The sequence below is a fragment of the Paenibacillus algicola genome, assembly GCF_005577435.1.
Lineage (GTDB): Bacteria > Bacillota > Bacilli > Paenibacillales > Paenibacillaceae > Paenibacillus_AQ > Paenibacillus_AQ algicola.
The window spans coordinates 1,005,958-1,020,919 of sequence record NZ_CP040396.1 but is presented as its reverse complement, the minus strand read 5'-3'; the positions used below and the strand labels follow the sequence as shown (position 1 = coordinate 1,020,919).

Annotated in this window: 12 protein-coding genes; 2 read left to right on the top strand and 10 right to left on the bottom strand. The window is 54.3% G+C overall.

What is annotated here, in order from left to right; genetic code table 11:
- Positions 1–24 precede the first annotated feature (24 nt).
- Both E6C60_RS04415 and E6C60_RS04410 read right to left on the bottom strand, forming a co-directional pair.
- Positions 25–5,226: a 5'-nucleotidase C-terminal domain-containing protein gene (locus tag E6C60_RS04415; RefSeq protein ID WP_138224718.1), complete on the bottom strand. Its 5,202-nt coding sequence runs from the start codon at positions 5,224–5,226 to the stop codon at positions 25–27.
- 103 nt (positions 5,227–5,329) lie between these two features.
- Positions 5,330–6,361: a hypothetical protein gene (locus E6C60_RS04410; RefSeq protein ID WP_138224717.1), complete on the bottom strand. Its 1,032-nt coding sequence runs from the start codon at positions 6,359–6,361 to the stop codon at positions 5,330–5,332.
- A gap of 22 nt (positions 6,362–6,383) precedes the next feature.
- Between E6C60_RS04410 and E6C60_RS04405 the strand changes: the two genes are divergently transcribed.
- Positions 6,384–6,887, top strand: coding sequence for a hypothetical protein (locus tag E6C60_RS04405; RefSeq protein ID WP_138224716.1), 504 nt, complete (start codon positions 6,384–6,386; stop codon positions 6,885–6,887).
- Positions 6,888–6,893: 6 nt separating this feature from the next.
- A complete protein-coding gene (locus E6C60_RS04400) occupies positions 6,894–7,349 on the top strand; it encodes a hypothetical protein (protein ID WP_138224715.1) in 456 nt (151 codons plus the stop codon).
- Here the strand turns inward: E6C60_RS04400 and E6C60_RS04395 are convergent.
- From E6C60_RS04395 to E6C60_RS04360, 8 genes are all read right to left on the bottom strand, one after another.
- Complete coding sequence (locus E6C60_RS04395; RefSeq protein WP_233281137.1) at positions 7,328–8,047, bottom strand: GntR family transcriptional regulator; 720 nt, start codon at positions 8,045–8,047, stop codon at positions 7,328–7,330. The two genes, E6C60_RS04400 and E6C60_RS04395, sit on opposite strands and share 22 nt — an antisense overlap.
- Before the next feature lie 181 nt (positions 8,048–8,228).
- Positions 8,229–9,137 (bottom strand): phosphatidylinositol-specific phospholipase C, encoded by a 909-nt coding sequence (locus E6C60_RS04390; protein ID WP_138224714.1) that lies wholly within the window; start codon positions 9,135–9,137, stop codon positions 8,229–8,231.
- Between the two features lie 26 nt (positions 9,138–9,163).
- The gene (locus E6C60_RS04385) at positions 9,164–10,579 is read right to left on the bottom strand and encodes an extracellular solute-binding protein (protein WP_233281136.1); all 1,416 of its coding nucleotides are present in this window, start codon (positions 10,577–10,579) and stop codon (positions 9,164–9,166) included.
- 113 nt (positions 10,580–10,692) lie between these two features.
- Positions 10,693–11,538, bottom strand: a complete 846-nt coding sequence (locus tag E6C60_RS04380) for a carbohydrate ABC transporter permease (protein ID WP_138224713.1) — start codon at positions 11,536–11,538, stop codon at positions 10,693–10,695.
- 15 nt (positions 11,539–11,553) lie between these two features.
- Entirely contained in the window at positions 11,554–12,468 is a 915-nt protein-coding gene (locus E6C60_RS04375; protein ID WP_138224712.1) for a carbohydrate ABC transporter permease, read from the bottom strand.
- A 43-nt stretch (positions 12,469–12,511) separates the two neighbouring features.
- Complete coding sequence (locus E6C60_RS04370; protein WP_138224711.1) at positions 12,512–13,237, bottom strand: glycerophosphodiester phosphodiesterase; 726 nt, start codon at positions 13,235–13,237, stop codon at positions 12,512–12,514.
- On the bottom strand, positions 13,237–14,265 hold the full coding sequence (locus tag E6C60_RS04365) for a CehA/McbA family metallohydrolase (RefSeq protein ID WP_138224710.1): 1,029 nt from the start codon (positions 14,263–14,265) through the stop codon (positions 13,237–13,239). The genes E6C60_RS04370 and E6C60_RS04365 overlap by 1 nt, the downstream gene beginning before the upstream one ends.
- Entirely contained in the window at positions 14,222–14,731 is a 510-nt protein-coding gene (locus tag E6C60_RS04360) for a hypothetical protein (protein ID WP_138224709.1), read from the bottom strand. The genes E6C60_RS04365 and E6C60_RS04360 overlap by 44 nt, the downstream gene beginning before the upstream one ends.
- Between the last annotated feature and the right edge of the window lie 231 nt (positions 14,732–14,962).

The following is a 14,962-nucleotide window of genomic DNA, read 5'->3' as shown; positions in this document are numbered from 1 at the left end:
CCCTGTTCTGTGCCTCGTATCCCGTTACTGCTTCACCGTATCCTGCTCTTCATTCGGGAACTGAACCGCCTCCGACAACGGCTTCATGCCATTGAAGCTGTCCCATACCATCACCTTGATCACGTAGCCTTTAACATTGTTCGGCAGGCTAAAGCCGGCTTTCAAGGATTCCGTTTGGCCGGCGGCCACTTTTTTCTCCACGTACGACACATTCTTCAGCCGGTTCTTGCTGTCGTAAAGCGCAATAATCAAAGCGGCCTGCTGCTCTGCACCACTCTGGTTCGTCATCACACTCCCGACTTGAATAAATTGATCCCGCTGCAGCGCCGTTACCGGCTTGCCTGAAAGGTCGGTAAAGACCGGTGAACCCACCAGGAATGCATCTGGAGCCGTAGCGTCAGCATCTGCAAAATCCTCCATGCTCCGGGGCTTCAGCTGAAAGCTGCCATTGTAAGGGACAACGATCCCCGTGATATGCAGCACATCCCCTGCCGTCACCTCGGCCTTAAAGGCTTCATAAGTGATGCCAGTGCGGCTGTCTACATAAATGCTCTCGCTGCGCCCGTCGCGTACCGCCTTAAAGCTGAAATTGCCGTATCCGTCCTTGGCGGATAGCTGCTCGACCTTGACCTCCTGAAGCGTTACCAGCTCATACTCCTGCGCTCCGGTCAGGGTGCTTACCGCCTGCGGCTGCAGCTGCACCTGTCCCAGCACTTGCAATTCCGCAATGCCGTTCAGCTGATAAGCCCCGCGGTATGTGCTTTTTTGCGACTTCAGCTTCAGCCGGTCTCCGACGCTCACACCCGGATTCTCGAAGGTATATACCTGAATGCCGCCGCTGTCATCCTGAAGGTAAAAGCTGTGGTTCGAACCGAAGGCTCCCGGCTTGCTGCTGACGACGCCTTCCACCGTCACTTCAGCTCCGTCCTCCAGCAGCTTGGCTTCTCCAATGGTCACGACAGGTCCGAACTCACTGCCTCCGCTGCCTACTTCAGAGATTCGTCCCTCCGCTTCATAACGGATCGGCTCCTTAAAGCTCTCGATGAAGCTTACAAGCGCCTCCAGATCCTCCGGTCCCATGACCGGATTGTTGCCCAGCTCACCGAACAGCTTGTATTTAGCGCCTGTGGATGTGGACATGTAGTTGTTCACCGTGAGGGTGTACACCCGATCTGCATCAATGGCACTTCCGTCCGGCAGCATGATGTCCACTACTTTAGCCGTGCTGCCATCCCAGGTATATTTGAATCCGCTGATGCTGAAATCCGGCCCGTACAGGCTGGTCATCTGGGCATTCACCATCTTCACCAGATCGCTTCCCTGAATCTCCAGCTTCACGAGCACGTTATTAAACGGCAAAATATTAAACAACTCGCCAAACGTAATCTCTCCTGCATTCAGCTGATCGCGGATGCCGCCGCCGTTCATCATGGCAAAATCACTATCCATCGCCCAAGCCATACTGTCTGCGATCAGATTGCCAAGCGCATTGTCCCCAACCTCGCCTTTAACGGCATAGCCGCCCTCCATATCGATCGCCGCTGTGCCAACGACCTCATTCAAGAGGGGAGCAACCTGCTGCTCATATTTGTCCAGAATGGCGCTTACTTCCGGGTCCGGCTCAACACCGGCATGATCCACCCACAGAATATCCGCACTCTTCTCTGCAATATCTCCGGTCACCGGATCCAGGCTCAGCTTCACCCGGCTCAGAGCCTTGCCATATTCCGACGCCTGCACGATTAAGGTGCTGCCGAGAAGGCCATTCACGACCGCATGATTATGCGCGGCAAAAATAACATCAACCTCCGCATCAATCCCATTCACATAATCTGCAGCCTCGCCGGTAATGCGACCTGCAGCATCCTGTGAGGCAGCGCTGTGAGCCAGCACGATGATGGCACGGACGCCTTGCTCCTTCAGCTCGGCTGCCGCTTTATTGATGGCGTTGACCGGATTCGTAAACTCGATATCCTGGATGCCTGAGGGCATCACCATCTCTGCTGCGCCTTCCGTGACAACCCCGATAAATCCGATCCGCTGACCCTCTACCTCTTCAATGTGATAAGCCGGGAGAATACTTTCGCCTGCCGACTCTCCGGATCTCCAGACCACATTCGCCGCCAGCAGTGCATGCTCCATACCGCCGTACGCCCGGTTCACGTCATCATGCGGGTAATCTCCGCCGTTTACCATCCGCAAGAGCTCCGTAGTCCCCTCATCGAATTCATGATTGCCGGCGGTATTTACGGCCATATCCAGAGCATCCAGAATTTCTACGGTCGGCTCGTCCTGAAACAGAGCCGATACTGGTGAACTGCCGCCAATCAGATCACCGACTCCGACAAACAAGGTGTTAGGTTGTGCTTGCTGACGCTGACGGATATACGCTGCCATATACTCAGCCCCGCCGTAGGTTCCGTCCATCATGCCATCTCCGTTAATATCCAGCTCGTAATGCTGATCGATTTTGCCGTGAAGATCGTTCAGGCCGATCAGCTCTACCGCAACCGGCTCCTCCGATGCGTTATCTGTATACACAACATCCTCTGCCGAGCGCGGCTTGAGCTGATAGGTCCCGTTAAAAACACTTGCAATTCCCGTCAGATCCAGCATATCCCCTTCTTTGTACTGGGCGGTAAAGGTATTGTAGTTGACTCCAGTGCGGTTATCGATTCGCACCAGCGTGCTGCTGCTTCCTTTTACAGCATTGAATTGAAGAGTGCCGTAATTGTCTGCTTTTACGATATTTTGGATACTGACGCCGTTCAGCTTCACTACCTGTCCCTGATGGCTCTCATCTACAGTTGAAACCACCTTCGGCTGGGGAAGGGTGCCGTTACCGGTTACGGTTATTTGGGATATATTGGATAGCTGGAGCTCGCTGCTAAACACATTGACATCTCCGGTCACCTGCACTTTCTGACCCAGAGCGTAGCTGCCCGCATTTTGATACATGTAAATGCCGCCGGTAGCGTCCTGGATATAAAAACCTTTGGCACCCCAAGAGCCCGGAGTCGTCGTAATGACCCCTTCGACCGTAAGCGTCGTGCTTACCGGATACTTTCTCGCCTCAGCGATCGAGGTAATGCCGGGCACCTCCACCTTCTCGGGCGGCGCTTGACCTGATCCATACGAGCCCGGGGCAAAGGTAGCGGGATTATACCATTTGTAGCCCCCCGTCGGATTGCTCCACGGCTCCTGCTGCGGCTCTGTCGATGCAGCCGGAGTCTCAAAGCTGAGCAGCGGTGTCACCGGACTCAGCTCCACCCGTCCTTCAAAGGTCGTGTAGTCCTCCTGTACAGCCAGCCACTCTACTGTTTGAAGCAGAAATTCGCTGTTATCGCCTTCTTCCAGGAAGCCGTTATAGGTGGTCTTGACAGCACCGCTGTCCTCCCGGCGGTATTTTGGCGTGATATCCTCTACCGGAGAGGAGTCGCCAATGAATGCGGCTTTGCCGGCCCCCACCTTGGCAATGGCCGCATACGGACCTTCGTCGATGCCGCCTCCGTTGTAGACCCCCTGGTCTACCGCAGGTCCCCACTTCGGTGCATTTTTAGGCATATAGATCAGACCCTTGGCAATCTTCGGATTCAAAATGGCCAGCGTACCGCCGGCGTGGGATTCAACGACGCTTACTCCCTCTGTGATGCCAAAAGCATCGCTCGGAGGCACCACCGTCTGACCACTTTCGATCGTTCCCAAGGCATTAAACCGGAACCGGATGCCGAAGTTCGTACCCAGCCAGTCTGTGCTCGTTACGCCTGCCATGGCGCTAGAAGCTGCTTCCTCTGCTGTCATGCCTTTGGTCGGATTACCGAAGGCCCCGCGCCGATAACCGTTAAACACCTCGGTGGAATCCCAGCGGTTATAATTTCGGTCTGCATTATAATGATCGCCGATGAAGAAGATGCTGCCTCCGTTTTGAGCATATTGCAGCAATGCATCTTGCTCCGACGCTTTAAAGGGAATGTTCGCTTCCCCGATAATAAACACATCATATTCCTGAAGCTTCTCCAGCGTAATGGCCTGCTCACTGAAGTTAAATGGAGCCGTGCGCTCCAGCTGGTCAACGGTGAAGCCGAGATCCTTCAGCCCATCCGCAAAATCCGAAAAGGCTCCGTCAATAACCCAATCTGCCGCGCCGGCAGTCTGTCCATGGGTATTGTCAAAAAGGATTTTTTTGCCGGAAACGTTCGTCAGAGCCGGACGGATATCACCAGCCTTCGATGGCTTGATCTGCAGTCCGCCTTCAAAAGGAGTCACGACTCCGGTAACATGGACCTCCTGTCCGTTTTGCACTGTGTTTTTGGCAAGGCCGGTATGGAAGTCTACAAACACCCGAACCTGCTCCCCATCTGCTGCTGCATAGAAAGAAAACGAGCCGGATGTGCCCTCATCACTGACCTGCTGGGCAGTGACTCCCGTCAGCTTTACCAGCTGTCCGTAGGTATCTGCACTGACCGTCGCCGGCGTTACTCCCACCGGGGCCGGTATCGGGCTTGTCCCTGTAATCTGTACCGTTGTCGCTTGAAGCTGCACCTCGCCGCTGGCGCTGTCCACCGACTTGATGCCGCTGACTGTCACCTTGCTGCCGGCCTCCGCCTCTACGCTCTGCTGCTGAACGTAGATGCCTGCGGTATCATCCTGCACATAGAAGCCTTTGGAGCCAAAAGCGCCCGACTTTGTTATAGCAACCCCTGTAATGATGGCGGCTTCGCCGTCATGCAGTGCCCGTGCTGCTGCAATGGACATTGTGCCGGGATTGCCGGGATCGCCAGGATCGCCGGGTGCTTCCGCGAACACCATCTCCGTCGGGCTTTTCAAGCCTGGAAAATTGTTGTATAACGCAAGCTGTCCCGTCACCTTGATCTTCTTACCGATCAGCCCCTGGTTGCTCTGAAGACCAAATTCGCTGCGGTACCCTGACGAAACCTGTACATTCAACAGCTTGCCGGGATCCCTTTCTCCTGCCGCATCTGCCAGATGAACATTGTAATCATTGCCGAATGGAGCTGTAAAGTTAGACGTCTTGGAGCCCGTAGCATGTCCGACAATGTACCCCTCCACCGTCGCAGTGCCACTGTTCCCAGCGATCGCCTGCGCAACCGTCAGCGCGCTGCCCGGTGCCGCCTCCACTTGCTGCGGTGCCACAATCCATAGATTCGAGAGCATGAGGACACCACTTAACAACAAAGCCAGCCACTTTCTGTGAAAAAGCTTCATGATTCTACCTTCATCCTTCCTATGCTTTAATGACATCTACCCGATTATAGATTCGTATAATTTACAAAGATTTCACTCTATGTAAAATATGTTCCTTAATTTGTTAATTATTTGTCAGATTTACAAGAATGGTCGCATTTACTCTAAACCCGCCGCTGTGGATCATCGTGTTCGGTTTTTGGTGTTCATTTACTCCAAACCTACCGCCGTGGATCATCGTATTCGGTTTTTGATGTTCGTTGGGCGCTAAACCGGGCTGCGCGCGCATCGAGTTCGGTTTTTCGCGTTCATTTACTCCAAACCCGCCGCTGTGGATCATCGAGTTCGGTTTTTGATGTTCGTTGGGCGCTAAACCGGGCTGCGCGAGTATCGAGTTCGGTTTTTCGCGTTCGTTCGGCGCGGGGGTGGGCTGTGGGCGCATCGAGTTCGGTTTTTCGCGTTCGTTCGGCGCTAAACCGGGCTGCGCGCACATCGAGTTCGGTTTTTGGTGTTCGTTGGGCGCGGGGGCGGACTGCGCGCACATCGAGTTCGGTTTTTCGCGTTCGTTGGGCGCTAAACCGGGCTGCGCGAGTATCGAGTTCGGTTTTTCGCACTCGTTCGGCCCGAAAGCGGGCTGCGCACGCATCGAGTTCGGTTTTTCGCGTTCATTTACTCCTAACCCGCCGCTGTGGATCATCGAGTTCGGTTTTTGATGTTCGTTGGGCGCTAAACCGGGCTGCGCGAGTATCGAGTTCGGTTTTTGGTGTTCAGTTACTCCAAACCCGCCGCCGTGGATCATCGAGTTCGGTTTTTGATGTTCATTGGGCGCTAAACCGGGCTGCGAGCGCATCGAGTTCGGTTTTTGGTGTTCATTGGGCGCTAAACCGGACTGCGCGAGTATCGAGTTCGGTTTTTGGTGTTCATTGGGCGCGGGGGCGGGCTGCGGGCGCATCGAGTTCGGTTTTTCGCGTTCATTTACTCCAAACCCGCCGCTGTGGATCATCGAGTTCGGTTTTTGATGTTCGTTGGGCGCTAAACCGGGCTGCGCGAGTATCGAGTTCGGTTTTTCGCGTTCGTTGGGCGCTAAACCGGGCTGCGGGCGCATCGAGTTCGGTTTTTCGCGTTCAGTTACTCCAAACCTGCCGCCGTGGATCATCGAGTTCGGTTTTTGATGTTCGTTGGGCGCTAAACCGGGTTGCGCGAGTATCGAGTTCGGTTTTTCGCGTTCGTTGGGCGCGAGGGCGGGCTACGGGCGCATCGAGTTCGGTTTTTCGCACTCGTTCGACCCGAAAGCGGGCTGCGCGCGCATCGAGTTCGGTTTTTCGCACTCGTTCGCCCCGAAAGCGGGCTACGCACGCATCGAGTTCGGTTTTTCGCGTTCGTTGGGCGCGGGGGCGAGCCGCGGGCGCATCGAGTTCGGTTTTTCGCGTTCGTTGGGCGCGAGGGCGGGCTGCGCGCGCATCGAGTTCGGTTTTTGGTGTTCATTGGGCGCGAGGGCCGGCTGCGGGCGCATCGAGTTCGGTTTTTCGCACTCGTTCGACCCGAAAGCAGGCTGCGCGCGCATCGAGTTCGGTTTTTCGCGTTCGTTCGGCCCGAAAGCGGGATGCGGGCACATCGAGTTCGGTTTTTCGCGTTCATTTACTCCAAACCCGCCGCTGTGGATCATCGAGTTCGGTTTTTGATGTTCGTTGGGCGCTAAACCGGACTGCCCGAGTATCGAGTTCGGTTTTTCGCACTCGTTCGACCCGAAAGCGGGCTGCGCGCGCATCGAGTTCGGTTTTTCGCGTTCGTTCGGCCCGAAAGCGGGATGCGGGCACATCGAGTTCGGTTTTTCGCCTTCGTTGGGCGCTAAACCGGACTGCGCACACATCGAGTTCGGTTTTTCGCACTCGTTGGGCGCGGGGGCGGGCTGCGCGCGCATCGAGTTCGGTTTTTCGCACTCGTTCGACCCGAAAGCGGACTGCGCGCGCATCGAATTCGGTTTTTCGCACTCGTTCGGCCCGAAAGCGGGCTGCGCGCGCATCGAGTTCGGTTTTTCGCACTCGTTCGCCGCGATCCCGCATCCCCAGCCCAACACAAAAAATCACCCCCAGCCCGTATTTCAGGCCAAGGGTGATCTTATTTACCGCGTACGTCTTAGATGAAACGTAAATACATCGTTGCGCATATAATCCTGGGAATAAAACACAGGCTGGTTTCCTTCATCATAGTGCAGCTGCTTCAGCAGCAGTACCGTCGTGTGCGGATGCTGCAGCAGCTGCTGACAATTTCGGTCAATGTGCAGCGGCACCGCAATTTCGGTATCGGCGCGATTAATGGTGACTCCTAAGGTATCCTCGACGAACTTCAGCAGGGAGCCGGAAAAGGTATGCTGCTCAAATCCCTCCCCGAAACGCGCCGCCGGCAAGTAATTGACGGACAGCATCACCGGCTCATCATTCGCTTTACGAATCCGCTTCAGGATGTATACCGCGTCGCCCGCTGCAATGCCGAGACGCTCGGCGGCCTCTTCAGGACAAGGTGATTTCGTCAAGGAAATCATACTTTCACTCTCGGTTAAGTTCGCGGATCGGATCATTTCTCCAGAGCTGTACAGCCGCTCCAAAGTGCTCTTGATCGGCGGCAAGGGACGAATAACAAAGGTACCGACACCATGCTTGACCAGGATTCGCCCTTCCTCCTCCAGCATTTTCAGTGCGCCCCGGAAGGTTTCGCGGCTCACCTGAAACTGCTTGGACATCTGAATTTCAGAAGGGAGCTGCTCTCCTACGCGGTAAACGCCCTGATCAATAAGCTCCATCAGCTGCTGCTTGACCTGCATCGACTTCGAATTGGCATTCATGTGATTTGTATTAACACCTCTAGACATCATCTTCTGTGAGCTTATTGTCATATGTTCTCTCTGCCTTGTCAACATTCCCCCACCCGGGCCGAGCCAAGCCGGGTCGGCTCGGCCCGGGCAGGAGCACAAACGCTCCGGCACCTCACGGCGTACCGGAACGTTCCTGTGAGAATATTCTTTTCTAGAAATTGGTGGCAATCATTTTGGAGGCATGCTCGCTGGTGATGAAGTCCATCGCCGAGATCCCAAACCGCCCGCGCGTATTTGCCGTAAATAAGTCCAGCACCTTGGGATTGACGTAATCCTTCGTATCCCGGATGTCCGGAATACCGAAAATGCCTGGCTTGTACCCGCTGGTATAGTTGATATACAGCCATGAAGGGTTGCTGTTCTTGGCCTCATTGTACATGCTCTGAATGTCATTCCACTTCTTCGCCTTGTCCGATACCTTGTAATAGTCCTGGATTTTCAGATTGGCAGCTGTGTTCTGGATGGTGAAGGTGGTGTTCTCCTTCCAAGCTGTTGCATCCAGACCTTTGGGCAGCTGGGTCGCCGAGAATCTTCGGAGCAGCACGATTTTTCCCCGAGCTTGGTCCAGGGTGGGAACGCGGTCAGTCAGCAGCCATTTTCCCGGGTTTTTGCTCGTATAGGCATTAAACGTGGCTTCAAAAGAACGCGTATTCTCTGCCGCCGTGTGCTCCTCCTTTACACTCATGATGACCGTTTCTGTCGGGTTGCTGTTCAGAAAGGAAATGACGGTGTTTAAGACTGAGTCGAAATTTTGCTGCTGATACACGGCACCGTGATGGATTTCAAACGCATTTTTAAAATGTCTTGTACGAATATCGAGATACCTGACCCCGATGGACAGCTGCTGCGCAATGGTCAGATCCTGATTCTTGGCTGTGCCGTAGACCGGCTCGTACAAAGCACCGGAATCATGCGTTCCCGGGATCGTGAGGGAGGACAGCGAGAGCGAGCCGTTCACTTCCCCCATCCAATTGTTACTCGTGTAAGCAGACGCCGCGCCCGCTAATGGCACTACCAGCATCGTCAACAGCATCAGGCATAACCAGGTTTTCTTCAGCATGGAGCATACCACCTTTTCTTAGAGTGTTATTGACTCTTCAGCCAGCTCTCCGACTCGGACTGTGCCCTCTGGAGTGCTTCTTTCGCCGTCAGCTCGCCCAGCAGAATACGCTGTACATTCTCCGACAAAATATAGCGCGGCTGACCGGAACGGTACGGGTAACGCGGCGCCCACAGCTGACTCATCTGCTTCAAAATAATATCCATTTGCGGCAATGCCTTCACACTGTCCCAATCCGCAGCGGCCTTGATGACCGGCATGCTCTGCGAACGCTGCTCTTCCCACATATATTTCTGGAAAAACTCACTGCTGCTAAACTTCAGCCACTCCCACGCCAGATCCTTGTTCTTGCTGTTCTGCCCGATCGCAAACGGACTTCCGGCGAACATGCCGCCCATGCCCAGCTCCGGGTTGGTGAAGAGCAGCGCAGCCTGGTAGCGGTCCTGTGTACCAAAGGTTTCAATGATGTTGATGAAGCCTGGAGCGGCGCGCAAATGAATGGCAATGTTATTTTTATCCGTCAGGAAATTCTCCGAGCCCTGATTGACAAGAACACCTTCCGGCGCATATTGATTCGCTTCCTTCAGCAGCTCCGCCGCTTCAATCATAGTGTCACTATTGAATTCCAGCGACATGTCCTTCCACAGAAATCCGGTGCCCCATTGGCCGCCCTTCGACTCACTGATATTCATCACGGTGTCGGCCGCATCGGTTCCATTATAGGTAAGCCCGTAATTTTGCTCGCCGGTTTTTGGATTCTTGCCTGTCATCTTGGCAGCCTTTTCCAGCACTTCCTCGATGGAAGGCTTCTCTGACAAATACTCTACACCCCAGTCATCAAAAAGCTGCTTGTCATATACAATGAGCCGGGCGTCACCGATGTACGGCAGACTGTAAATTTCCGGCTGCTGATCCTCCGGGCCCATTGCTCTCCAGCCGTCCACCTGACCGTTCAAGTAAATGCTCGTATCAAAGCTGTCTTTATCAATGTAAGGCTGAAGCGGCTCAAGCAGGCCCTGCTCAACAAAGGTAGCCAGCCCCGGCACCTGATACACATCGGCTGCACCGGATTGAAGCATGGTTTGCGTCTTCTCGTTATAATTGTCCCAGCCCATGAGTACAAATTCGACCTCCGCGCCCGGGTACATTCTTTCGAACTCCTCCTTCAGCACGTTCACGCCCTTGGAGGTGATTCCGGTGATTGCATCGGTTTTTTGCTCTGTCGCAAAATCACCAATCATCTGCACCTTCAGCTTCCCCGACGGCCCTTCACCCGCAGCACCTGCTGCGGTACCGCTGGCAGCGGTCGCCGCTTGTCCATTGGAGTCGGAGGATGAAACGCCGCCCTCCTTGCCGCTGCATGCGCTCAGCAGAAAACTTAACAGCAGAAGCAGCATCAGCGGACTTCGCAAAGCTTGAAATTTCTTTTTAAACATAAACATTGGTTTCCCTCCACAAATGTAATCTTTTTCTCTTTAGACCTGCATGATTTGTAACCTTGCGCTACAGCTCTCGGATGCGGTGACACCTGCGGCTGCGTTAACCGCCTTGTCCATCACTCTCCCTTCAGGCCGCTTAAAGCAACGCTGCGAATAATATATTTTTGGAAAAATAGAAACACGAGCAGGATCGGCAGAATGCTCATGGCGGCCAGCGCCATCGTAATCCCTGCCAGGCGGCCTCCGTTCTCGGCCGAGAAATTAGATAAGAACAGCGGAACGGTCCGCAAATCCTGATCATTGATCACCACCAGCGGCCAGATGAAGGAATTCCAGCTGTCCTGGAAGGCCAGAATCGCCACAGTAGCTGTGATAGGACCTGTCAGCGGTACAAAAATGTAAAAGAACGTTTTGAACTCCCCCGCCCCGTCGATCTTGGCGGACTCCCTCAAGCCTTCCGGCAGCTGGTCAAAAAATTGCTTCGCCAGCACCAGGCCCAGAGCATTGATTAACGAAGGAAGAATGAGCGGATATTTGGTATTGATCATTCCAAGATCATTAAACATCGTAAACATGGGAATCAGCCGGGTTTCGAATGGAATCATCATCGTCGCCAGCACGATGAAATACAGCAGCCTCTTGCCCTTAAAGCTTCCGCGGGAAAAGGCGTATCCCCCCAGCAGCGCCGATGCTACACCCAGCATGACACTGAAAAAGGCGACCACGGCAGAGTTCCAATAGGCCAGAAATAAAGCGTTGTTCTCAAACACGAGCTTGTAATTAAACCACGCGAATTGCTCCGGGATCAGGCGCGGCGGAAACGGCAGGGCCAGATTCGCGGTTTGCTCCAGACTGACGCTGATCATCCAGATGAACGGATAAATCATAATCAAGCCCACCGCAGCAAGCAGGATGGTCGTTGCGGCATCCATGGTCTTCCATTTGTGCTTCCTGTCATGCATGATGGTTCACCTCTTTTAAATTTTCATCTTCAGCAGCTTGGTATTTAGGTACGTGAACAGCAGGATGAAGAAGAACAGGATGTACGAGGCCGCAGATGCGATACCATACTCATTGCCGCCAAAGCCGCGCTCGAAAATGAAGCCTACTACGGTGTGAAGGGAGCGGGCAGGACTTCCCTGTAATCCGCCAAGCATAAAGGCATCTGCAAATCGCTGCAGTCCTCCGATCCAGCCCAGCACCAGAAGCAGCGTCAGGCTGCCGAGCATATTCGGCACCGTAATCCACCACCACTGCTGCAGGCGGGTGGCTCCGTCTATGGAGGAGGCTTCATAGTACTCAATCGGGATCGCCTGCAGATTCGCCAGGTTGATAATAATGACGAAGCCCAGCCAGTGCCACACCGAGAGCACTACAGCGCCCCATTTTGCCGAAACCGGCTGGGACAGCCAGACAATTTTTTCAAAGCCGAGCAGCTGCACGATATAATTCAGCGGCCCATCCGGATGAAGAATAGCCAGAAACACCGTCGCGGCCGCAATCATGGAGGTGGCATTGGGAATGTAGAACAGCACTTTGAAGAAATTCGATCCCCGCCGCAGACCATTGATCAAGCAGGCAATCAGGAAGCCGATCGGGATCGCAATCAGCAGCTGAAAGGTGGTTATATACACCGTGTTGTAGACGGCATACCAGAACGTTTCCGAGGCAAGCACCTCTGCATAATTGGCACCGCCCACGTAGCGTTCCTCAACGCCCTTGGTAAAGCTGAGCCGCAAGGATTCGATCAAAGGGTATACCGTGAACAGCAGGATGCCGAGCAGTGACGGGATCAAGAATACATACCATACAGCGCGTGATTCCAGCCGGGAAGCCGGCTGTCGCTCTGAACGGACCAGGGCTCGTTGTCTTTCTGCATTCACTAAGGACATCTTGTCGGACGGCGCAGCCGCCGTCCTCCCTCCTTTACTAGGTTCATATTTTCTCGCTTAACCTGCCCTCCAGACGGTCATGGAGCCATTCCCTCCGAAGCTGGCTACAGTAGGTCACATCCATAACAGACACCGCATCAACGCCCATGTCCATATATTTCGTAATCACGGCTTGATCAGCCGGAAGCGTGAACACCCACACCGCCAATCCATGCTGCCGGGCACAGCGTACCAGCGAAGTCCGACAGGAGGCGTACTGAACATTAATGCCGGCGAAGCCGGACTGTCTGGCGTATTGACACCATGCTAGTGTCTGCTCTTCATAGGCAGCATCCGTCAGGTGAGGCGCTGCAGCCGGTGCGTTCCAGATCACATGCCGGGCGGCATCGCTGCCCGCGAGAGCATCCGTCAGTCCTGTGAAATAAATCTGATCCCAGACCTGCAGCTCCGTAATGACCCTAGTCGCGGCTTCATAAGCCGGCAGTGTCTTCAGATCCAGATTGAATGCCGCCTTCTTTCCTCGCAGGAGACGCAGCACCGTCTCCAATGTTTCAACGGAACCAAGACCGGCTGCAGGCAGTTCGTCATAGCTATAACGGGAGAGGTCCGGCTCGTCATCGTGATAAAGCACCGGAATGCCATCCTTCGTCGCCCGGACATCCACTTCCAGGACATCGGCGCCTGCCTTATAGCCTTTTTCACAGGAAGCTGCTGAATTATAAGGAGTAGCCTCACAGCCGGTATGTGCAATAATTCGGCATGGCTTCATCAGACTGCCGCCCTTTCTGGTTCAGGCACGGGAGGAGACGATACATAAATCGGGTTCGTCATCGCCAAAGGGATCGGGCTGCTCTCCATAAGTCCCTCCGCCTTCACTCTCAGCCACCTCAGACCTTCTATAGAGACCAGGTGCTCGGCTTCACTCTGATCCTCCCGCCATGGAATCTCGGTGATCTCGCCAAGATTGGATTCAAGAATCAGCTTCGTAACCACCACCCGCTCTCCCAAATTACCGGAAGCCGTGGATGAGTCCAGCTGAAGCCGCAGGCTCATCTCCCCGCCGATATTACTTGAGCTGTCCACACAATCACCAAGGAAGTAGGCCCTCCCGCCGAGTCTCGCTTCCACATGCAGCCGTGGCCCGACGCTTAAGTAGCAGCGTCCGTGAGAGATCGCCTGTACCACCTTCTCCCGGGAGAAGCGGTCCTCTTCATGCTCAAGACCGATATACGTAAACGCCGGGGCACCTCCTAGGAGATCCGAATGATGCCAATCCCGCCCGGCCGTGGCTGTAATGCGATGGCCTTCATTTAACAGCTGGTCCCACAGCTGCAGCGCGGGCCAATTATAAGGCCGCAGTGCGGGCATCATGCCGTGCCATACCTCGATGTAGTCCAGGTCAGACCAGTCTGTAATGTCGTACTCCCAGTGGCAGCCTGTACAAATCGGACTTCCCATGGTGTACGGATGAGCGATCCCGACAATGCCTCCAGCCTCATGTACGCGACGTATCCCTTTATGAATATCGCGCGGTCCCAGATCCCGCCACTCGGTATACGGTGCCCCCAGCGTCAGCATATGGCCGTAAAAGGTCGTCCACTCCATACCCGGAATGACAGCCACACCGGTTGTCTGCTGAATGTGCTCGGCCTCCGCTAACCCTGCCGCCGTGTTATGATCGGTCAATGCAATACCCTGCAGCCCCAGTCTGCCGGCTTCCCTGCACATCTCCGCCAGTGAGTGCCTTCCATCACTATGTGGTGTATGCGTGTGCAGCTCGAACGGAACCCAGATCACGGCTTTGCCCTCCTTTGTGAACAATAAGCTGATATGTGCACTCCGGTGTCACTACACAGTGCACACTGATCGTAATTTTCCAGATGCCCGAGGGCAGCGGTCCTGCCAGGAATCCGGGAGAGGCTTCCTGCTCACATAGCATATGTCGCTGCTCTGAGGGATGACGGTGAGCGGACCCCCGAAAGCCATGAGGATCATCGACCGACAAGGTTAACAGATTTTGCAGCGGCATGTACCGCTCCCACTCCGCTTTCCGCAGCTCTACAAGCTCAGCAGCTTCATACTTCTCGATCGCTTCCCAAATGAGCAGCCGCGAGGCTTCCGGGTCCTCCATCACCTTGGGCGTGTACCTGAACTCCATGTCCAGGGAGGCGGGGTCTTCGTCTACCAGGCATGAATATGTAATATGACTTTTGGAGCTGAGCGGGGTCAAGGTCCCCTCTACAGCCAGCAGCTGCTTCTTCATAGCTTCACTTCTCTTTCTGTCTCTTGCTCAGGCGTCATTCATGATTTCCCCTTCATTTGTCTAGATTTCTTCAATAAATACAATGGTAAAAATAATATAATCTAAAAAATAACCCAAAGAGGTATAGACATCTCTGTTGTTTATACAATACCAAGCCTATGTCAGCGCAATATGAAAAGAATGTAGCGTTTATGTAAATAAGCAACAAAAAAAAGACGACCCCGCCTTTCA

Excerpts from the sequence above, each read along its gene's own strand:
- E6C60_RS04415 (WP_138224718.1), bottom strand. The coding sequence starts at position 5,226 with ATGAAGCTTTTTCACAGAAAGTGGCTGGCTTTGTTGTTAAGTGGTGTC.
- E6C60_RS04410 (WP_138224717.1), bottom strand. The coding sequence starts at position 6,361 with ATGATCCACGGCGGCAGGTTTGGAGTAACTGAACGCGAAAAACCGAAC.
- E6C60_RS04395 (WP_233281137.1), bottom strand. The coding sequence starts at position 8,047 with ATGAATGCCAATTCGAAGTCGATGCAGGTCAAGCAGCAGCTGATGGAG.
- E6C60_RS04390 (WP_138224714.1), bottom strand. The coding sequence starts at position 9,137 with ATGCTGAAGAAAACCTGGTTATGCCTGATGCTGTTGACGATGCTGGTA.
- E6C60_RS04385 (WP_233281136.1), bottom strand. The coding sequence starts at position 10,579 with ATGTTTATGTTTAAAAAGAAATTTCAAGCTTTGCGAAGTCCGCTGATG.
- E6C60_RS04380 (WP_138224713.1), bottom strand. The coding sequence starts at position 11,538 with ATGCATGACAGGAAGCACAAATGGAAGACCATGGATGCCGCAACGACC.
- E6C60_RS04375 (WP_138224712.1), bottom strand. The coding sequence starts at position 12,468 with ATGTCCTTAGTGAATGCAGAAAGACAACGAGCCCTGGTCCGTTCAGAG.
- E6C60_RS04370 (WP_138224711.1), bottom strand. The coding sequence starts at position 13,237 with ATGAAGCCATGCCGAATTATTGCACATACCGGCTGTGAGGCTACTCCT.
- E6C60_RS04360 (WP_138224709.1), bottom strand. The coding sequence starts at position 14,731 with ATGAAGAAGCAGCTGCTGGCTGTAGAGGGGACCTTGACCCCGCTCAGC.